Here is a 20,238-nt window from a genome sequence, read left to right as displayed (position 1 = left end):
GGCAAATGTACCGCCAGGATAACGGATAATATTAGCTTTAGAGCTAACAAGCCCGAGCTGGATATCAGGATCATGTGGTTGCGACCAGGGTTCTGTCAGTATATAATTTCTGGGATTGTATCCACAAGCGTTTAATAATATTGCATTTTCAACATCAAGGCTAGCAGTGTAAGTTGCAGCTGAAGTTTTAGCCGTATTTTTGGTTGATAATGTAATTTCATCTGACGACTCTATGGGACTCTTTGTACAAGCCACAAAAGTGCATACCATAAGAGAAAGAAAATAAAATTGCTTTTTCATGTTTTTATTTGTTTAGTTGGATTAATTATATTCAATATTAAACTATACCGATATCGAAGTGAAACCCTGTTATGGTTGTTATGAAGCGTGTTACTATGGTAAACTCCCGCTATTTCTCACAACATACTGAGGATCGTAATAAGTCACATTTCCGCTGCTATAGCTCATTACAATCTTACTGTCTGAGCGTGAAACAGTAGTGCCTCCGGAACTTGTATAGCCATACGGATCACTGCTGTAATTGCGGCCGTAAATCGAGAAATGCAAATGCTTTCCGGTGCAAGATCCGGTACATCCCATCACCCCTATCTTTTCCCCCTTTGCTATCTGATAACCATTTACTATAGACTGATCTAAAGATGACATATGACAATATAAGGTGAAGACAGTGGGTTTATCTCCATTGTTGTGCTGAATAATAACATGGTTACCGTTACCCGAAGAATAGCCAGCGTAAACCACCGTTCCTACATGTGCGGCATATATAGCGTCCAAATCCAGGGAACTGGTCATATCTATCGCCAGGTGATACCCGTTGCGCGAAGAACTATAATCATTAAAATCCTGCGTAGTATTCATTACCTGGACTGGCCACATCCAGGTTGTTAATTTTACAGCGGACGAAGTTGCCCATCCCGACTTATCCGCACCGCTAGTCCGATAGGTAACAAAGGTCCTGCTACCCGATGTATTACCAGCTTCCAGGTTTTCGTTTACTCCAATACTTCCTATTACATTAGTGCCGGCAGCAGTAGAGTAGACATTGGCCGCCGCAGTGGAAACAGCGTTTTCGTTCAAAGACAGTGTCGATACCTGCTTTTTATTTGATTCAACAATTGTTTCCGGCGGTTCTATTTTTTCAGGTTTACAACTTGAGTAAATAAATAAGCTGCTGCTTGCTATCATTAACAAGGCTTTCAATTTAATCTGTTTCATAAAAATTTGATAAAAGGTTTGTGCCTCTCTTTATTAGGGTTATGGCTTTCCCGTAACATTATATTTTTGAACATTATTCATTAGCAATACCTCCCGACACCATAGGAGCCCAATTTGGGATGAGTATATTTTTCTTGTTTCGGAGAGGTTTTAAAAGGGTTGGCTCAGGAGATTTATTTCGTAGGTCTCTTGCCTCCCATGGGTCAAACGAATATGCGGTGCCTCTGTGATTGTACAGTTCTTCTGCTAATCCATTGGGGCCGCCATCATTATATTGGGTAAATCGGTAATTTACTGTTCGGATTGACGAAGATTTTTGATCCATCTCCGTCAACGCCACATCGGTTCCGCTTGGACTAGGATCTGCAGATGTTCCTGGATTCGTTATCAGGTTACGGATATTCCTTCCGGAAATGCCAGGAGGGTATGTTAAATTACAATAATCCATCAACGTGGGATAAATTGACATCAAATCTACTGGCACACGGCAATATTTATCGTCGCCTACACCCTGCCCCGGAACACGCCAAATCATAGGAACCCGGGTAGTTTCTTCATATAATGTAGTTTTTTTAAGATGATGCTTATCGCCGAGATGAAAGCCGTGATCGGAGATCAGCACAATGATTGTATTATCATGCAAAACAGGATTGGCGTCGATAAAATCAATCAGTCGTCCTATTTGTGCGTCGCTGTAACTAACGGCACCCGCATAAGCCCTTAAATAATTTCCCCAATCACTTGGATAGTCTTGCCTTAAAACATCCGGTCCGATACTAGGATTGTTATTTATCAAGTATTTAGCTCTTGGAGGAAGTGCAGCTGTATCAACCGGGAGTACTTTAGGAGTAACAGCCGTATTGGCACTTGTAAAGTAATTATCAGGAACAATAAGTGGTGAATGGGGGCGCCGCAGTCCGCATGCAACAAAAAACGAGGATTTGCCCGAAGCCGGTAAGCCGACATTTTGGTCAACCACACTCTGCATTTTATTAATGCAAAAAGTAACAGCCTTTGCATCTTCAGTGACATTCTTCGTTGGATCAAGACTGAAATCATCACTTGGGTTATTTAATTTTATTACCTGAAACTCATAGCCAGTCTTATCGGTTGAAGGTGCGATTGTAGAATATCCACTTCCGCTGATACTTGAAGTGGTTTCTCTGAAATTGTTGTATGGCGGTACGGCGTTTACAGAATTAAAATATTTTCCCTCTGCAGAAGGGCCGTTATGGAATACTTTTCCAGCACCGAATACTTTATACTTCGAGTCTTGAACAAATTGACGTGTAAGTGCGTTACCATCTGTAACCCCTGTCCACCAGTTGTTTCCGTTCCTGTATACGCCACTTTCATGTGGATATTTTCCAAAAAGAAGGGCCGTGCGGGACGGACTGCACTCTACAGCACTAGCGTGCGCATTTGTAAAAGTAACAGCATTAGCCCCGTCGATGAGCGCGTCAATTTTAGGAGTTTTAGGAACCATATTATTCGTATTGCCCCGGTTACCATGAGCAGGATCTGCAGGTTCTAATCCTGCCTCTTCAAACAGTCTTTTTACAGATGTATACCGCAAATCATCTACTACAATAAAAAGTACATTAGGTTTATCAGGCAGTGCTGAAACTCCGACTTTGTTTTTTCTGGATAAAACAGTAAGCTCCTTCGTGCTGTCTGGTGTTTCAAGCTTTTTGCAGCTAATTAGACCAATACCTATCAGTACAATGCCTATAAAGTTTATTGCATTTTTCATAATAACTTTTAGTATAGTTAGTATTTATTTAATCCCAGGAGATTTGGTTAATCCAAGATAATAGTGATTCCTTTCTACCGGTATCAATAAATAAAGTAAAAACTAACAGAAATGTAGATTGTAAGAGCGGATGGAAAGAGTTGTGTTACAAAAAACCCGTTTCACCTTCAGCGAAACGGGTTGTACGCCCAATAGGATTCGAACCTATGACCTACGGTTTAGAAAACCGTTGCTCTATCCAGCTGAGCTATGGGCGCATTATTCGACAAAAGTATGAAAATGTAGTAAAAAGACAAATTAAAGATGAGAAATGACAGGTGGGCTTTGGGAAATGAACTCAAGCACTAAATAAAGAGTAAAAAAGCTCACAGCCTTCCGCCCATGGCTCATAGCAAAAAAATTTCATACTTTTGATCAAACTCCACACCCTTGGCACGATTTAAAAGGCAATTACATCACATTATATACAGGAAATACAGCTCCAATATCAAGTTTGTGATGATGGGGTTATGTGTGGTCATTATAACTGTGTTCCTGCCAAAGCAAGCGCGTTTCCGGTTTGAGTACGAGAGAGGTAAGATATGGATGCAAAAGGATCTCTTCTCTCCGTACAGTTTTGCCATCAAGAAAACGAATGCGGAGATCGAAAAAGACAGAGAAGATATCTTAAAATCCGTTCTGCCAATTTACCAGAAAGACCCTGAAGCGGTACAGAATGCTATTGATGCACTAAATTCTGAGTTTGAGATCATATGGAAGTCATCCGGAATTCCTGACGAGGATAAAGCTACTTATAATGCATATGCCAACAGCTTGCTGAATGAGATCTACAAACGCGGATTGTATGATAAGGTAAAAAAATATCAACGATTCGGTCCTAATTATAATTTTAGCCTGCTCACCAACAACGTCAGTACACAACTAAACACAGCAGATGCCTTTACCCTTGACGCTGCTCTGGCATTTGTAAAAAGCACACTTCAAAGAAACGTGCGGATCCAAAATAAGGACTGGCTTCTCGAGCTTACTAAAAACCACCTTAAGCCAAATTATATCTATGACGAACCATTAACGGAAAAGCAGGAAGAAAATGCCTTGAACAGCATATCTACCACCAGAGGAATGGTTCAAAAAGGTGAACTCGTAGTGGCCAGGGAAACCAGGGTAAGCGCTGAAATATATCAGAAACTCGAGTCCCTTAGAGCTGCATACGAGGATGATGCAAAGGTGGTGGGTAACCGTAATCTTATCATGTTTGGGCAGTTTCTCATCTCTGGCTTAATTATCGCCCTGCTAATTGTCTTCCTTTACCTTTTCCGGAAGGATATCTATGCAGACAACCGGCAGATGTCGTTAATCCTCCTCATTATCACCGGAATGCTGCTGACGTTATCGTGGGCTGTCCGTTTCAAGATCCCCAACATATACTATATACCCTTCTGTATTGTCCCGATCATTATCAGGATACTCTTTGATACACGCCTCGCACTTAATATACATCTGCTGGTCGTTCTGATCGCAGGATTCTTCGTGCCTAATAGTTTCGAATTCGCCTTTCTTCAGGTTTCTGCCGGAATGGTTGCTATTTACAGCATCAAGAACCTGATCAAAAGAGAACAGTTCCTGATATCCGCTTTACTGATCCTGTTGAATTACTTCATTGCTTTTCTGGGTATTTCCCTTATCCGGGATGGTTCACTTTCAGATATCGAATGGCTGAACTTTATACCATTTATTTTCTCTGTACTGCTTTCCCTGCTTGCCTACCCCCTGATCTATGCGTTTGAACGGATGTTCGGAATAACCTCCGATGTAACTCTTATGGAATTGACGAATACAAATTCCAGGCTGTTGCGTGACCTGGCTTTTAAAGCCCCCGGAACATTTCAGCACTCTCTGCAGGTAGCGAACCTGGCTGAAGCAGCTATCTTTAAGATCGGCGGAAATACTCTTCTTGTGCGTGCAGGAGCCTTATATCATGATATTGGTAAAATTGTAAACCCACAATATTTTATCGAGAACCAGAACCGGGGCGCTAATCCTCACGACACGATCTCGTATGAGCAAAGTGCGCAAATCATTATCCAGCACGTTAACAAAGGTGTTGAGATAGCCCGCAAAAATCATATCCCTGAAATGCTGATAGATTTTATTCGTACACATCACGGAAACACACGGGTGGATTACTTTTATCAATCCTTTCTTAAAAACTTCCCGGAGAAGTTTGTGGATGAAAATACATTCCGTTATCCCGGTCCTATCCCCTTTTCCAAGGAAACGGCGGTACTGATGCTCGCTGACTCTGTAGAAGCTGCCTCAAGAAGTTTAAAAGAGCCTGATGCGACAAGTATAAACAGCTTGGTGGAGCGCATAATCGACTACAAACTCGATCAGCACCAGCTTACTGACAGCAACATCACATTAAAGGATATTGAAACTATTAAGCTGATCTTCAAGACCATGCTGATGGGGATCTATCATGTGAGGATCGACTATCAGATCGAGAAATAATCCCCACTAAAAATAAATGCAAGTGAAGTGAAAATATTTTTTGCCAGCCTGACTGAATTACTATATTTGCAGTCCTCGAAAGAGGGTTTTTTATTTCAAAGGAGAGATGCCTGAGTGGCCGAAAGGAACAGTTTGTCCCATAGGGACTCCTTCGGAGCTAAACTAAAAAATATTACAACGATAAACGGAGAGATGCCTGAGTGGCCGAAAGGAACAGTTTGCTAAACTGTCGTACTGGCAACGGTACCGAGGGTTCGAATCCCTCTCTCTCCGCCAGCAATATCAATAAAACGCCATCTATACACCTTAGATGGCGTTTTTATGCATTTATAAATGTGTAGGTAACACTTTAGGTAACACTTTTGATCTCCCCGTGGGACTATAAGGCTCGCTTTTTTGTCTCAGACACAATAAAGCTTCGTGTGGAATAACATGTCAGAAACTTGGACTCATTTGCTCATCCCAGGGCTCTCAGATAATAATTCTCAATAACTTCGAATAGGCTGTAGACTTATGTAAGTTAATCTGGCAGATACTCTGAATTAATGCCAGCTTCGAACAACTAACTTCGTTAACCACAAACACTGTTACCTTTAATATTTTATACAAAATTGTTATAATATAAGCCATAATTTACAGGATGTTTCTTGAACTTATCTTTAGTTTACAATTTGTGCAGTCATTTATTTAAAACGACATTGACCAATTAAAGCCAAGAAAAAATGAAAGTAAAATTTACTCTTAATCAAAGGTTAACTAGAAGAATTTTAATACTACTTCTATTGATCTTTCAACATCAATATTTATTTTCTCAGGAAATAATTCGAGGCGATGTTAAGAACAATGGAGAGCCTTTAATTGGTGTTTCAGTTAAGTCTAAAACAAATAATGTGGTAACTCAAACTGATGTGAACGGTCGTTTTAGTATTAATGCAACAGTTCCGGAAACACTAATCTTTACCTATGTGGGTTTTAAAACTCGTGAAATAACAGTTACGCAAAATTCGGAGCTACATATTGACTTGGAAATTGAAGCTCGGGAGTTAGAGAATGTGGTTGTTATCGGTTATGGATCTGTTAAAAAGAGCGATGTAACAGGAGCCGTAACATCCTTGTCTTCTAAAGATTTTAATAAAGGGGTAAACGTATCGGTGACACAATTAATATCTGGAAGGGCCGCGGGTGTAAATGTGACTCAAACGAGTTCTGAGCCAGGTGGCGGATTATCTGTAAGAATACGCGGAGCAAGTTCTGTAAATGCAGGAAATGACCCGCTGTATGTAATCGATGGCTTACCTATAGATAATAATGCTCCAATCGCAGGAGGTGCAGGTCGTGGATTCCCGGGTGGTAGTCAGGCCAGAAATCCTTTGAATTCGTTAAATCCTAATGATATCGAATCTATCGAAATATTGAAAGATGCTTCAGCTGCAGCAATTTACGGATCCCGTGGAGCTAATGGTGTTATACTAATTACTACTAAAAAGGGTAAGGTAGGAAAGCTTAAAGTTACTTATGACTCCTATGTCGGAACTCAGGAAGTTGCAAGAAAACTTGATATTCTAACAACTGCAGAATTCATCCAAGCACAAAATGAACTAGGAGTAGCAAGAGGTGGGACTGCCCCATTTTCTACTACAGACATTGCAGCTATTGGTGCAGGAACAGACTGGCAAAACCTTATTTTCAGGAGTGCACCCATTCAAAATCATAACCTTTCTTTTTCGGGAGGCAATGAGGATACTAAGTTTTTTGTTTCAATGAATTATTATGATCAGGATGGTTTAGTTATAAGTTCAGGTATTAAAAAATATATTGGCAGGCTTAATATAGAATCTAAAGCCGGGGATAAATTTAGATTTGGCCTAAATCTTAATACTTCATTAACAAATGATGACTTTGTTGCATTTGGAGGAACTGGAATGAATGCAGGAGCTGGAATTATTAGTTCTGCAATTAATTTTTTCCCAACAGTATCCCCATACGATGCTAACGGTGCATATGCAAAATATTATAATATTGATATGGAAAATCCACTTGCAGTAGCTTATGGAGTGGATGCTATACAGGCATCAAATAGAACTTTTGGAAGTTTATTTGGAGAATTCACTATTATATCGGGTTTAAAAGCAAAACTAAATTTGGGCTCAGATTATAATAATTCAAGAAAAGATATTTACGTATCTACAGATACAAAGGCAGGATTGAATAACAGTGGTATTGGTTCGATTTATAATGGTGCATTATCTAATTATTTGGGTGAAGCAACAATAGACTATTCTAAAAAAATACGTGACCATAATTTTAATGTACTTGGCGGATACACTTACCAGTATTTTTTAAATAACTTTTTCAATGCCGGCAACGTAGGGTTCTCATCTGACCTTAATGGCACAAACAGTTTGGGTTCGGGAAGTACTTCACTATCCGAAGTAGGCAGTAGTAAGAACACTAATAAACTGCAATCTTTTTTAGGTCGTGTAAATTATGATTATAAAAGCAAATATCTTTTGACTGCGACAATAAGGGCAGATGGTTCATCGCGTTTTGGTACGAATAATAAATATGGTTATTTCCCTTCTTTCTCCGGAGCATGGCAAATTGGTTCAGAACCCTTCATTCAAAATATTAATCAGATCAGTCAGCTTAAACTAAGGGCCGGATATGGATTAACAGGTAATCAGGATATCGGTAACCTTAATTCTATAGCAACGTTCAATAATTCTGGCGGGGCAACACTTGGAGGCATATCTCAGGTAGGACAAGGGCCAACCCGAATACCAAATCCGGACCTGAAATGGGAATCAACAGCACAACTCAACTTTGGTCTTGATATGGGCTTTTTGAATAACAGAATTAATCTGACTGTTGATTATTTTAGAAAAAACACTAAAGATATGCTGCTTAACTTACCAACTAGTGCAACAACTGGGTTTACTTCAAGGTTGATAAATATTGGAAGTATTGAGAATAAAGGCTGGGAATTCTTGCTTGAAACACGTAATATAACTGGTAAATTCAACTGGTCAACAACTGCTAATCTGGCTACTTTAAAAAATAAGGTAAAAAATATTGGGCCCCTTACTCAAATCCTAACGGGTAATCTACCCTTTACAACCGAGATTACAGTTATACAACCAGGTTCACCTTTGGCAGGATATTATGGATATAGGGTATCTGGAGTTTTTCAGACGGTTGATAATATTGCTGCCTCTGCGCAACCTACTGCAAAACCCGGATACCTTAAGTTTGAGGATGTAAATGGTGATGGGAAAATATCTTCTGCAGACAGAACATTGATTGGCAATCCATTACCCGAGCTAACTTATGGTTTAAGTAATACATTTAGTTATAAAGGATTAAATCTGGATGTTTTTTTACAAGGAGTTGGAAGTGTTGATATTTTAAATCAAAATCTTCTAGAAGCAATATTTCCAAATGATCCGTTGAGAAACCAGCTTGCCGATCCTATATTAAACCGCTGGACGCCTACTAACCCAACCAATAAATGGCCATCAGCAGTTGGATATAATACCTACTCGGCGCAAAAGATAAATACACTGACAGTTGAAAATGCCTCTTATATAAGATTGAAAAATGTATCGTTATCTTATCAAATTCCATTAGGGAAGTTTAAAGCCATAAATTCTGCAAGGGTTTTTGTTACCGGGCAAAATCTAAAAACCTGGACGGATTACTCAGGATATGATCCGGAAGTGAGTGTTAATGGCGACGGAAATGTTAGGGCAGACTTTAATGCTTATCCTTTAGCAAGAACATATTTATTCGGTTTAACTATCGGTTTATAATTATAATAATCATGAAAAAGAAAATATTTAATAAGCTAGTTTATTTAGGGATAATTTTATTCATAAGTACTGCACCGTCTTGTAAAAAAGCGTTGGAAGAAGATAACTTTTCTCAGCTTTCTACAAAAGAATTTTTAAGTACCGAAGCAGGAATAAATGCTTTAAGTATCTCGGCATATAGCAATGCCCAATTCAACACTTTCCCAATGAATGTAAAAATAAATTTTGGGGAGTTGCCTACTGACATAATGTTTCAGGCCGGGGGCGGTGTAGCAGGAAATGCAGCACAGCTGTATAACTTCACGTGGAATCCAACAATGAGCTGGTTCAATGATCAATGTTGGAATAAACAATATAGAGCTATACGAGATGCTAATATATTATTAGATAATATTGATAATGCCCCATTAAGCGATTTAAAGAAAAAAGCTTATCAGGGAGAGGCGAGGTTTTTAAGAGCTTACATGTATTACCTTTTATATATTTGGTACGGTCCTGTTCCTTTAAGTATTTCCTCTACAGAATCTAAGGAAATTAAAAGAGCATCTGAGGCAGAGATGAATGCGTTTCTAGAAAAGGAGTTTATTGAGGCAGCAGACTTATTACCTACGAAACAAGCTGAGTATGGTAGGGCCACCAAAGGTGCAGCATTAGGTTTTTTAACTAAGTTTTACTTAAATACAAAGCAATGGCAAAAATGCGCTAATGCGGCACAAATGGTAATGAACCTAAATCTTTACGATCTGTTTCCAGATTACGTTAATATGTTTAAGGTCGAGAATGAAATCAATAAAGAGTTTATTTATGTTAGTCCTTGTATTTCTTTGGCAGGCCAGGGTAACCAATGGATGGCTGTATCTTTCCCGGCAACGTTCCCGCGATTGAGTAATCAGGCGAGTTTTGCATCTAACTATAAATTGTATGATAGTTTTGTAAATTCTTTCCCAACTAATGATAAGCGTAAAGAATGTATTCTTACTTCATATAAAACTGCTGCCGGGGCAACTATTACATTATTAGGTAAAAACGATTCCAGAAGCTTCAAATATTTTCCTGATCCTAATTCATTAAGCTCTGATGCTAACAATGATTTTCCTGAATTAAGGTTTTCGGATATTTTATTAGCACGTTCTGAAGCATTAAATGAGATAAGTGGGCCTAATGCTGAAAGTATAACCTTAATAAACAGGGTGCGTATCAGGGCAAATGTTTCTTTGCTTATCCTTGGCACAGTTACTAAAAACAGCTTCCGAGATGCAATTTTGAGTGAGCGTTTGTGGGAGTTTTTCACCGAGGGTTTTCGTCGCGAAGATTTACTTAGACACGGAAAATTTATAAGTGGTGCCTTAGCTAGAGGGAAAGCCGCACAAGATTTTCAAATGCTGTATCCAATTCCGCAGGCTGAAATCAGTGTCAGCAAAATCGACCAAAATCCGGGATATAATTAATTAAATAAGAAAAATGTATCTAATAGTTTTAGCAAGTCGCCCAGGCGCCCCCTGAAAATAGTCTAATATGGCATTCAGGGCATGCATCAGGTAGGGAAAGTGATGCATTAGGCAGGGCTGGACCCACCGTTTGCCTTATCTATAACTATACAGTGATTTTATTAGTTCTGCAGCCTTACCCTTTTTGCAAATAGGCGCACAATTTCACCGGCATAGACATCTTAAGATTCCATCTTTAGAATTAAAACATTTTATTTCTAACAGAATAACAAATGTTGCATCTATTAAGGTAAGGTTTTGGTTTTCAGACCTAATAATACAGGTACCACAAAACCAACTAGCGAGCTTTTTAGGTATTAAATCGCAGTCATTAAGCAGGATTAGAGCTAGAATCGTAAATGAGAGGGGTAAAACTTTAATACGTTAAACTGAATTGCTCGAATTTATATCTTTAGACAAGATATTCTGGTGATGAATGCTTAATAATCAATTGAAAATGCGAAATTGGTTGGTGGAAATTTTGCAAATATTCAGATTTATAAAACAGAAATATGCATAGCCTTCTTTTTGATTTTATTTCCAAATACATGCCCCTCACGGAAGAGGAGAAAAAAACCCTTATTTCTCTAGACATTTTTCGCACCGTCAAAAAAGGAACGATTCTATTAAAAGTGTCTTGTCCTGAAATAGGGTGACACAAAATCAACCAACCATGTTTAAATACAACACTAGAATCCAGACGTGTGGAAACATCAATAAGCAAGTTATTTAGGTATAAAACCCCAATCCTTAAGTCGGTTCCGAACCAGACAATTGAAAAGAAGAAATAGGTTCACTGCTTTTCTTAACTTAAGTGAACGATTTTCATCTTACCATCTGTCTACTTTTGCAGTATCATTTAAAATATGCAAAAGATAATCCTACCCTTCTATCGCAGCTACACATCGACTTTACCATACCAAAATGCCTGAGTCATTTAAACAGCGTGACGATAAATGGTCAAAATTTTTTATTGGGGGGTCCGGGACTTCATTTTGGGTTTAACTTTTAACTCAACAAACAATGGATATTAAAATCAAACTTCAACGTTGTGGATAGTAATAATGCTAAATCTGATTTTCGCAGACATACTTTCTATTATGGATAGAACTTGTAAATAAAATACACTTGATATTGTTGGCAGAGATGTTACAGTTTTGTGATAGCTCAATTTAGTAACAACAGCAATAAAAAAAGCCTATTCGTATTTTACTTTCAATTATGTACAACCAAATACTAAACCGCCTTTCTACATTTATATCACTTAATAAAAGTGAGCAGGAGCAATTTATAAGTAAACTACAAGTAAAAACTTTTAACAAAAAAGAATTGGTTTTACAGGAAGGGCAGGTTTGTAAATATGCCTATTTTATCAACCACGGTTGCCTGCGCTACTACTACAATATAGATGGACAGGAAAACACAGCAGAATTTTTTTTTGAAAATGGCTGGTATGCTGACTATGCAAGCTTTTTAACAGGTATGCCAACCAATCAAAATATTGAGACACTGGAAAAAACTGAACTATTATTACTTTCAAATACCGACTTAGAACTACTCTATACCAATATACCAAAATTTGAAAGATTTGGCCGGATAATGGCTCAAAATGCTGTTTTGGGTATCAGACACAGAAGTGAAATGCTGGTAAATTTCACGGCAGAGGAACGGTATATTAATTTGATTAATGAAAGACCAAAAGTAGTTCAAAGAATACCACAACACTACATTGCTTCTTACCTCGGTATTAAACCACCATCATTAAGCCGTATAAGAAAGAGAATTTTTGACCAAAAGTAATTTCTTAACTCAGGTGAACATCCATCGAAAATAGGTTTAGCATTTTTGTATTGTCAAAATTTTATAGCAATTAAAAACATTACAAAAATGAAAAATTCAATTGTAACGCTTGCAGTGAGTTTAACCTGCCTCATTTCTCAATTCACAAACGCACAATCATTAACCGGTAAGAAGAATTTTCTATATTCCCATAAATTTTCTGTTTTGGCAGGTTTAATTCAACCTGCCCTTTTAAAAGGGGGTAATGTAGAATTTAATTATACCACTAAAAGAATGATGTTTGAATATTCCCACGGGTTTTCTCTTGATCCACCTTCAAGTGGCGATTATAAAAATCAGCAGTTATCGTTACATCTCCCTTATTCTACAGGTTTTGGAATCGGATACCGCATCAATTCCCACCTTGATGTCCGTTTTGAACCAAAACTTCATAGTTGGGAAGTTTACTATAATGGCCAAAAGCAAAACGATGAAAACAAAATAGATGATTACAAAACGTACACATTGGGCGCTGGTATATATTACCGTTATTTTCCATTCAAAAATAGCAGTAATAAACTATTACAAGCAATAACCACCAGTAGCAGTATGAGGTGGTGGCAAAATGTTGGCTCTAGTTTAAACAATAATGAATTTTCGTACACAAATAAATTTCTTAACAAAACTGAAAATTTGAAAGTTGCAAATATTGGCATAGGAAACACACCATTGATATTTAATGTAGCCATTGGATATACTTTAGGAGGAAAATAAATTTTCAAACTGCATCAATATAAACAAAATGCAAAATCAAATTCACACAGTATTGGGTGCTTCGGGTGCAACAGGCAAAGCAGTAACCCACGAATTAAAAAAAAGAAACCTAACCGTTAGAGCGGTTGAAAGAACAACGAAGCTGGGGGGAATAGAAACCATTAAAGCTGATTTATTAATCGAAGATGAAGCCATAAAGGCTATCCAAAATTCTTCTTTTGTCTATTTATGTGTTGGCTTACCCTATCAATCAAAAGTGTGGCAAAGAGACTGGCTTAGGCTAATGGAAAATGTAATTACTGCTTGCGAAAAAACAGATGCAAAACTCATTTTCTTTGACAATGTGTATATGTACGGACCTGCTCCATTGTCTGTTCCATTCACTGAAGAGCATGCTCAACATCCAACTACAAAAAAAGGAATTGCCCGAAAAAATACTGCCGACTTATTACTCAAAGCAATAGCAGAAAAAAGAATTAAAGCAGTGATTGGGCGGTCAGCAGATTTTTATGGGGAGTTTGCGGTAAATAGCCCTTTCTACATTTCTTTTCTTCAAAATATGCTAAAGGGGAAAGCTCCACAAGTGTTAGGAAAAAAGGATATTGGACATACTTACGCTTACAGCGGAGACAATGGAAAGCTTTGGTGGCATTGGCTTTAGACGACAGCACTTATGGGCAAGTTTGGCATTTGCCCGTTGGCAAGCCTATCACTTTTGCAGAAGCAAATAAAATGTTGAATGTATCATTAGGTACAGATTTCAAAGTGGGCTATGTTCCCAAACTAATGCGTAAAATACTTTCCATTTTCATTCCGCCCATTTCAGAAGTAGAAGAAATGCTTTATCAATTTGAAAGTAAGTATGAAATGAGTTGTGAAAAATTTATGGAACATTTCCCTTACTTCAAAATCACACCTTACCAAAAAGGTATTCAGGAAATGGTTCAATCATTTAAAACAATTAAATAGACTTTATAACTGACAAAAAAACGGCACATAACATGGATTTGTACGAGCATGGCAGAATGTTGTAAGCTTCGGCTATAGTTTGTCATGTCCCTGAAATAGGGTGACACAAAAATAAACTAAATACATCAGCCATAGTTAAATTTCACACTAGAAACCAGACGTGTGGAATCATCAATAAGCAAGTTATTTAGGTATAAAACCCCAATCCTTAAGTCGGTTGCGAACCAGACAATTGAAAAGAAGAAATAGGGTAACAGTTTTTCTTAACTTAAGTGAACGATTTTCAGCTTACCATCTATCTACTTTTGCAATTATTTAATTCTTAAAAAATATGCAAAAGAAAGTTATTGCCATTGTGTCATCTTTGTTTTTAGTGAGTTCATTACAACTTAAAGCACAATATGCTAAAGAAGATAAGCCTTCCTGGAAAACTCAGTTTAAATATTTCATCACTTTCGGCTTATATCTATTCTTTAGCTCAATAATGGTGGTTGGGCAGGAAATTAAAAACCCAACATCAAAAATATTAATGGTAGTAAGTAGCTATGGTAAAGATGCTGGTAAAAGCAGACCAGGTTTTGTGATGGATGAATTTACTCAAGCCTATTATATTTTTATCGATAATAATATCTCTGTAGTGGTTGCAAGTCCTAAAGGTGGAAAGGTGGATGCGGACGGATACAGTCCCAAAAAGTTATACAATAAGAGATTTCTGGAAGACAAAACAGCTCTACTATTATTAGAAAACACGTTATCTACCGCTTCATTAGTAGATAAAAATTATGATGCAGTTTATGTTGTTGGTGGGAAAGGGGCAATGTTCGATTTACCAGTTGATCCCTCTTTGCAAGAAATTATCTCCAAAATATATAAAAATAAAGGCGTTATATCATCAGTTTGCCATGGTTCTGCAGCTTTCCTAAATATTAAAGTAGATAATGAGTTTATTGTAAAAAACAAAGAAATAACAGGGTTCTGTAATAGTGAAGAGGAAAAGTTTGGGGAAGTATGGGTGAAAGAATTTCCCTATCTCTTAGAAACCAAGTTAATAGAAAGAGGCACGCTATACAAAAAAGGTGAGGACATGCTTCCCTTTGTAATTACTTCAGGCAATTTCGTGACTGGACAAAATCCTTATTCCACAACATGGGTAGCTGAAGATATCGTAAAAGCAATAGGTATTCAGCCTAAAAGCAGAGTCCAGTATCCTGATGAAAAAAGTATGTTTCTAGTGAAGAGATTCTTAAACGGCGAACAAAAGTGGGCACGGGAAGAATTGTTGAAAAACAATGGAAAATACGACATCAAATTGATTGGTATGTATGGTTATTACGGGTTAACATATTCAAAAGAGGATGAGCAAAAGCTCAGAGTATCATTATCAATTGTTGATTTGGTATCTGATTTTTTCTTTAATGAAAATATACAGATGGAAAGAGCTATTGCATATAATAAATTAGGTGCTAAAGATAAAGCAAAAGAATTACTGGAAGATTTAGTGAAGAGAAATCTTTTAATTGAAAAGGCAAAAAGCTTACTTGAAACTATGAGCAAGTAGCCCAAAATATTATACCAAAACTTTCAAAATGAAATTAAGATTCGTAAATCCAAAGCATTACTATATAGAATTCTTAAAGTTTAAAAATTACATTTTAAACCCAGTTTACATAGAATCTAATAAAAATACTATTCTTCAAAATATTAGTGGAACCTGGAATATTGTGGTGATTAAAATAATTTTAACCATCATAGTTGGAATAGTAGCCACATTAATATATGATCCAGTAAATAAAACTACTGAAAGGTGGCTCGAATTATATTCTACCGGAACAATATTTTTGTTGAGTATTATCATTTTTCCTTTGCTTGAAGAGATAGCATTTAGATTATCGTTAAAATTTAGACAAGTATATTTATCTTTAACGTTAGGGGTTTTAGCCTATTATATGGTCACAAAGGGTTTCTACCAAACTAAATTGAGTAACATTGATAATCATTTTGAGATTCGTTTAATGATTGGCGTGTTAACAATACTTATACCTTATGCTATCATAACGTCTAACCCGAAAATAAAAAGTGGATTGGATAGGTTTTGGAAAAGAAACTTCAAATGGGTATTCTACTTTTTCTGTATCACATTTGCCTTCATACATATTTTTAATTATGAATTAAATTTAAAACATCTACTACTTCTCCCATTAATTACATTACCAAAATTAGTGTCTGCAATAACCTATGGGTACGTAAGAATGCATTATGGTTTTATATATTCGTTAGGGTTACATATGTTTTCGAATAGTTTAGGTTTCGTTCAGATAATTTATTTTTCTGGTGGTGGAACAGATTAGATTTAATAATACTCATATCGTCCTCTGTAAGCTTCCCTTGTATTTAAGACGGTAACAAATTGGATATTCCGAGCTAATTTAAATATTCAGATATGATAAAGTAACGAATCAAGGAGACCCAGATCGTCTCGATTTCAAAGTACTGTAAGATGATTATTAGAGTTCAACTGATAATCAATAAATTAATTTTGGATCCGAAGAGGCTATTTCTGTTTCATACTGAATTAGAAGATTTAACCAAAGGTGGTTTGTCAAACTTAAAGGCACTGCAAAGCGCAACTATTATTCCGGCAGAATTTGCCCGAGCGCAAAAAAGCTATGGAACAGTAGAAAAAGGAAAAATTGCGGATTTAATTATGCTGAATAAAAACCCTTTAGAAAACATAACTTATTCTAAAACCATTAATGGTGTAATATTAAATGGAATTTATTATGATAAAGGCAAATTAGAGGAACTTAAAAATTACACGCAATCGGTTGCTTCAAGTTTCCATATGAACGTTAAGGTTTTATATAGTTTTATTGTGAGTCCTTTGATTAGACATCAGTTTTTTTGTGGATTAAAAAGCCTGCTTATCCTAATCCTCACCTTCCTATCTAAACCAAATTCCTCACTAAGTACATTTTTGGCAAGGTAAGAACCTCTATCTTCCTCGGTTCCTTCATACCCAAGAGGATCGAATAATAAGCCGTTAAAAATTGTAAGGTCCGGTATGTTGGTGCCTGGGAATGTGAAATGGGTAATTATTTCAATTGCTGCCTTTTCGTCAAGAAATTTATTGATGTAGCCGAAGAGTTTCTTTGAATCTTTCATTGCTTTTACACTTTGAACCACGTTAAAGTCCGCTTTTCTTTTTTTAGGCTTCCGCGGGATGGTTGAAATCGAAAGGTAGAGATCAGGAATTTTCCGCCAAAAGGTTACAAAGTCTTTGCAAAGGATATTTCAGATTTGCAGGCAATAGCTTAATGTGCCTTGATCATTGAGTGTTTACTGTATGTCTTCACCGGTCTTCCTAAGTATACTTGGCAAACCTGTAAAGTTGTAGCAGGCGCTCCTATGGTCTATTGTATTTCTTCTATCCCTTCAGCCATATTTCTAAGCATCAACATAATATCTTCTTCATTGTACCCATATTCGCTACGCAGCATTAAGCGGATTAAGGAGCTATTTTCCCGTTTCTCAAGTTCCCCATTCAGGTAGCTTAAAACTCGCGCGTACAGTGCGGAATTACCTGAAGCGATCTTTCCGATCTCGCGGCCAATCACCCGGGCTGATATCACTTCAAGAGTTTGCTCCGTTTCAAATACATTATCATGATTTTCGAAAATAAAGGCTGTGTTAAGATCGAAATAGTGTTTGAATATTTCTAATATATCGCCCGGGTCTTTCATCCTTATCTCCGGACGGTCCCCATGAGCTATAAGCTTCAACAGGACTATTCCCGGCAAAGACGCTACTTTGACCCTGACATCTCCGTCCTCCGATTCAAAACTTTCAAGTGCTGACTGATAAATTTCTCTAAATCCGTTTGTAGCTACCTGCGTATGGCCATTTGCTATGTTTACTTCCTCATCAATTTCAATTGACCCGAAAGGCAAAATGTCGACTGTAATGCCGCCTGGCGTTATCATTGCAAAGGAATTATTTTTAGTCTCGACGTAACCCTTTTCCGTGGAGAGAAAATGTTTAAGGTCATCAAATTTCTCCCTTTCAGGAACAAGGATTGCGAAATCAACATCGGCAGTTCGCCGACTAGCGATATCCTCTTGTTGGAACCAGGCATCGCGGGCGAGTGCCCCGATAAGATAGTAGTCGATTTCCATTTGATTCAGACACTCCTCAAAAGCCCGTATGATATCCGGCAAGGCTTCGCTACGCAGCCTGGTAAAATCTATTTTCAACATCAGAAACTGTTTTCTTTAATAAGCTCCTGCGCCTCTTCAATACAACGTGGATCCATGGTATCTGTGAGATCAGCATAAATTAACAGCACTGGCGCCAGATGTTTATCTATGTCTCCAAGCTGGCCGTTCCAAAAGCGTTGATAGAGCGTAATAGGCCCCTCGGCATCCGGGATCAGCTTGTTCTTGATCATAAATTCAATCTTAGAAAGGCCACTATAAATTGTGACGACTTTGGGTATCAATTTTTTCCGGATTAGAAAAGCAGCAGCTTCCCCGGACCAATAACTTCCAGCATCTAACCGGAGTTTCTCCCAGCCATGAACATCACTCGCTAAGCGGAAATTACCCAGGTGCAGAGCTGGCTTTAATCGCTCCTGATAACCACTGATCCATCTTTCAGTAAGTAAGTCGCGCAGATCGATCCGATTACTGCTTTTATTGATTCGACGAAGAAAACCCATCGTCTGCAATCCTGTTATCGTATTGTTTACCGCCCCTACTGAAACACCTGCCCTCTCTGCCAACAGTCTGGTAGAATAATTGACGGCACCGGGATCCGTTAAAAGCAGGAATACTACGCGTAAGCCCGTTTTGGTAAACGCCCGATTCAACTGCACCGGGTGGGTGTCATCCTTCCATTTTTGGCCATCTATGTATATAATAACCTGGCTCGTTTGGATATTTGTGTTGCCGGCTATATCAACATAATTGATTTTATGCTTTCGCAAATACTCTTTAACAGATGGGAAAATCGTTTGACCTATCAGAATGAAAGGCCTTTTGCTTCTTTCTTTCAAAACCAGCAGATCAGGTAAGTGATGGTTACGAACTTCGCTTTTAAATTCAACAGCGAAAACCTCATCAAATCGGGGATCGATAAACTTAATGGTTGCATCCAAAAACTGGTCCGCTCCTTTAGAAGGAGAGAATACAGCTTTTATACCGGTGTGTTGTGAGAAACGGTCCACGGCCTGGTGCCCTACAAAAAGTGCTTTAGTGTTCATTTATCTCAATTGATCACGTAACGTGAACATGTAAAAATAATGAACAAAGAGTATAATTCCAAATAATTGGTAAGTAAACTGGCTGTATCTTCATCATCAAACGTGTTCAGTTTACTTACAGTTTATTACCTCCTGAGATAAACGATGTTTTAAATCATCTTGGACTAATTATAAGCAACCAGAGGAAACCCATCAACGTTACTCATTCGTTTTGAATACTATGACGAAACGACTGTATGCCTCGGTAATGACGGAAAAAATGAAGTGAGATTTTTTCCCTGTAACTACTCTAGATTTTCAGGCAAAAATATAGCTGAAGAATAGCGAGCGTTAAGGCAACTAAATCGTAATTTCTTGGCAATTAGCTGGATATGCTCTATAAACAGCATACTTATACAAAATCAGGAGACCATATTATTGGAAAACTCTCCACACGAACCTCAGACGAATATCCCGCAACGGCATGAGAATTGCCTTTATCATATACTATCCTCCTGTACAAAAAGTTCACTAAACCTTGGGCATATGAAATTCTCCCTGATTAAAAGACTGTTATTGTCTAAGAATGAATTTTCGTTAATTACTCATAAGATCAGGAGACCTGTTGCATGTATATTCCGGTGAAACTGACCACCCTATTCCGTGGCAAACTGACCACCTAAA

General features: G+C 37.6%; 15 protein-coding genes and 2 tRNA genes. 11 read left to right on the top strand and 6 right to left on the bottom strand.

Annotated elements, in window-relative coordinates:
• The 4 genes from WKF69_RS05175 to WKF69_RS05160 form a co-directional block, all read right to left on the bottom strand.
• Positions 1-300 (bottom strand): hypothetical protein (locus WKF69_RS05175; RefSeq protein WP_340380059.1); only part of this gene is annotated, 300 nt, incomplete at its 3' end.
• A gap of 93 nt (positions 301-393) precedes the next feature.
• Positions 394-1,236 (bottom strand): M23 family metallopeptidase, encoded by an 843-nt coding sequence (locus tag WKF69_RS05170; protein ID WP_340380057.1) that lies wholly within the window; start codon positions 1,234-1,236, stop codon positions 394-396.
• 73 nt (positions 1,237-1,309) lie between these two features.
• Complete coding sequence (locus WKF69_RS05165; protein ID WP_340380055.1) at positions 1,310-2,989, bottom strand: sulfatase-like hydrolase/transferase; 1,680 nt, start codon at positions 2,987-2,989, stop codon at positions 1,310-1,312.
• Between the two features lie 183 nt (positions 2,990-3,172).
• Positions 3,173-3,246: transfer RNA gene (locus tag WKF69_RS05160), tRNA-Arg, on the bottom strand.
• 244 nt (positions 3,247-3,490) lie between these two features.
• Here WKF69_RS05160 and WKF69_RS05155 point away from each other — a divergent pair.
• From WKF69_RS05155 to WKF69_RS05105, 11 genes are all read left to right on the top strand, one after another.
• The gene (locus WKF69_RS05155; protein ID WP_340380089.1) at positions 3,491-5,500 is read left to right on the top strand and encodes an HDIG domain-containing metalloprotein; all 2,010 of its coding nucleotides are present in this window, start codon (positions 3,491-3,493) and stop codon (positions 5,498-5,500) included.
• A gap of 186 nt (positions 5,501-5,686) precedes the next feature.
• Positions 5,687-5,776: transfer RNA gene (locus tag WKF69_RS05150), tRNA-Ser, on the top strand.
• Between the two features lie 506 nt (positions 5,777-6,282).
• Positions 6,283-9,309 carry a TonB-dependent receptor gene (locus WKF69_RS05145; RefSeq protein ID WP_340380053.1) on the top strand — a complete coding sequence of 1,009 codons (3,027 nt, stop codon included), beginning with the start codon at positions 6,283-6,285 and terminating at the stop codon, positions 9,307-9,309.
• A gap of 11 nt (positions 9,310-9,320) precedes the next feature.
• Positions 9,321-10,757, top strand: a complete 1,437-nt coding sequence (locus tag WKF69_RS05140) for a RagB/SusD family nutrient uptake outer membrane protein (RefSeq protein ID WP_340380051.1) — start codon at positions 9,321-9,323, stop codon at positions 10,755-10,757.
• A 1,260-nt stretch (positions 10,758-12,017) separates the two neighbouring features.
• On the top strand, positions 12,018-12,596 hold the full coding sequence (locus tag WKF69_RS05135; protein WP_340380049.1) for a Crp/Fnr family transcriptional regulator: 579 nt from the start codon (positions 12,018-12,020) through the stop codon (positions 12,594-12,596).
• A gap of 87 nt (positions 12,597-12,683) precedes the next feature.
• On the top strand, positions 12,684-13,349 hold the full coding sequence (locus WKF69_RS05130; protein WP_340380047.1) for a hypothetical protein: 666 nt from the start codon (positions 12,684-12,686) through the stop codon (positions 13,347-13,349).
• Between the two features lie 28 nt (positions 13,350-13,377).
• The gene (locus WKF69_RS05125; protein ID WP_340380045.1) at positions 13,378-14,010 is read left to right on the top strand and encodes an NAD-dependent epimerase/dehydratase family protein; all 633 of its coding nucleotides are present in this window, start codon (positions 13,378-13,380) and stop codon (positions 14,008-14,010) included.
• Positions 14,001-14,318, top strand: a complete 318-nt coding sequence (locus WKF69_RS05120; protein ID WP_340380043.1) for a hypothetical protein — start codon at positions 14,001-14,003, stop codon at positions 14,316-14,318. Before WKF69_RS05125 ends, WKF69_RS05120 begins: the two co-directional genes overlap by 10 nt.
• 331 nt (positions 14,319-14,649) lie before the next feature.
• Positions 14,650-15,876 carry a type 1 glutamine amidotransferase domain-containing protein gene (locus tag WKF69_RS05115; RefSeq protein WP_340380041.1) on the top strand — a complete coding sequence of 409 codons (1,227 nt, stop codon included), beginning with the start codon at positions 14,650-14,652 and terminating at the stop codon, positions 15,874-15,876.
• A gap of 28 nt (positions 15,877-15,904) precedes the next feature.
• Positions 15,905-16,666, top strand: coding sequence for a hypothetical protein (locus WKF69_RS05110; RefSeq protein ID WP_340380039.1), 762 nt, complete (start codon positions 15,905-15,907; stop codon positions 16,664-16,666).
• Between the two features lie 149 nt (positions 16,667-16,815).
• The gene (locus WKF69_RS05105; RefSeq protein WP_340380037.1) at positions 16,816-17,304 is read left to right on the top strand and encodes an amidohydrolase family protein; all 489 of its coding nucleotides are present in this window, start codon (positions 16,816-16,818) and stop codon (positions 17,302-17,304) included.
• A gap of 424 nt (positions 17,305-17,728) precedes the next feature.
• Here the strand turns inward: WKF69_RS05105 and WKF69_RS05100 are convergent, their stop codons facing one another.
• A complete protein-coding gene (locus WKF69_RS05100; RefSeq protein WP_340380035.1) occupies positions 17,729-18,571 on the bottom strand; it encodes a nucleotidyl transferase AbiEii/AbiGii toxin family protein in 843 nt (280 codons plus the stop codon).
• A complete protein-coding gene (locus tag WKF69_RS05095) occupies positions 18,571-19,575 on the bottom strand; it encodes a type IV toxin-antitoxin system AbiEi family antitoxin (protein WP_340380033.1) in 1,005 nt (334 codons plus the stop codon). The genes WKF69_RS05100 and WKF69_RS05095 overlap by 1 nt, the downstream gene beginning before the upstream one ends.
• Positions 19,576-20,238 lie beyond the last annotated feature (663 nt).

The sequence above is a fragment of the Daejeonella sp. genome (assembly GCF_037719425.1).
GTDB lineage: Bacteria > Bacteroidota > Bacteroidia > Sphingobacteriales > Sphingobacteriaceae > Daejeonella.
Note: the sequence above shows the minus strand (reverse complement) of the source record. Positions and strands in the feature narration are given on the sequence as shown.

What these genes read in the sequence shown, in the direction of transcription:
- WKF69_RS05105 (WP_340380037.1), top strand. Translation starts at nt 16,816, where the DNA reads ATGATTATTAGAGTTCAACTGATAATCAATAAATTAATTTTGGATCCG.
- WKF69_RS05155 (WP_340380089.1), top strand. Translation starts at nt 3,491, where the DNA reads ATGGGGTTATGTGTGGTCATTATAACTGTGTTCCTGCCAAAGCAAGCG.
- WKF69_RS05110 (WP_340380039.1), top strand. Translation starts at nt 15,905, where the DNA reads ATGAAATTAAGATTCGTAAATCCAAAGCATTACTATATAGAATTCTTA.
- WKF69_RS05165 (WP_340380055.1), bottom strand. Translation starts at nt 2,989, where the DNA reads ATGAAAAATGCAATAAACTTTATAGGCATTGTACTGATAGGTATTGGT.
- WKF69_RS05130 (WP_340380047.1), top strand. Translation starts at nt 12,684, where the DNA reads ATGAAAAATTCAATTGTAACGCTTGCAGTGAGTTTAACCTGCCTCATT.
- WKF69_RS05115 (WP_340380041.1), top strand. Translation starts at nt 14,650, where the DNA reads ATGCAAAAGAAAGTTATTGCCATTGTGTCATCTTTGTTTTTAGTGAGT.
- WKF69_RS05135 (WP_340380049.1), top strand. Translation starts at nt 12,018, where the DNA reads ATGTACAACCAAATACTAAACCGCCTTTCTACATTTATATCACTTAAT.
- WKF69_RS05095 (WP_340380033.1), bottom strand. Translation starts at nt 19,575, where the DNA reads ATGAACACTAAAGCACTTTTTGTAGGGCACCAGGCCGTGGACCGTTTC.
- WKF69_RS05170 (WP_340380057.1), bottom strand. Translation starts at nt 1,236, where the DNA reads ATGAAACAGATTAAATTGAAAGCCTTGTTAATGATAGCAAGCAGCAGC.
- WKF69_RS05140 (WP_340380051.1), top strand. Translation starts at nt 9,321, where the DNA reads ATGAAAAAGAAAATATTTAATAAGCTAGTTTATTTAGGGATAATTTTA.
- WKF69_RS05100 (WP_340380035.1), bottom strand. Translation starts at nt 18,571, where the DNA reads ATGTTGAAAATAGATTTTACCAGGCTGCGTAGCGAAGCCTTGCCGGAT.
- WKF69_RS05125 (WP_340380045.1), top strand. Translation starts at nt 13,378, where the DNA reads ATGCAAAATCAAATTCACACAGTATTGGGTGCTTCGGGTGCAACAGGC.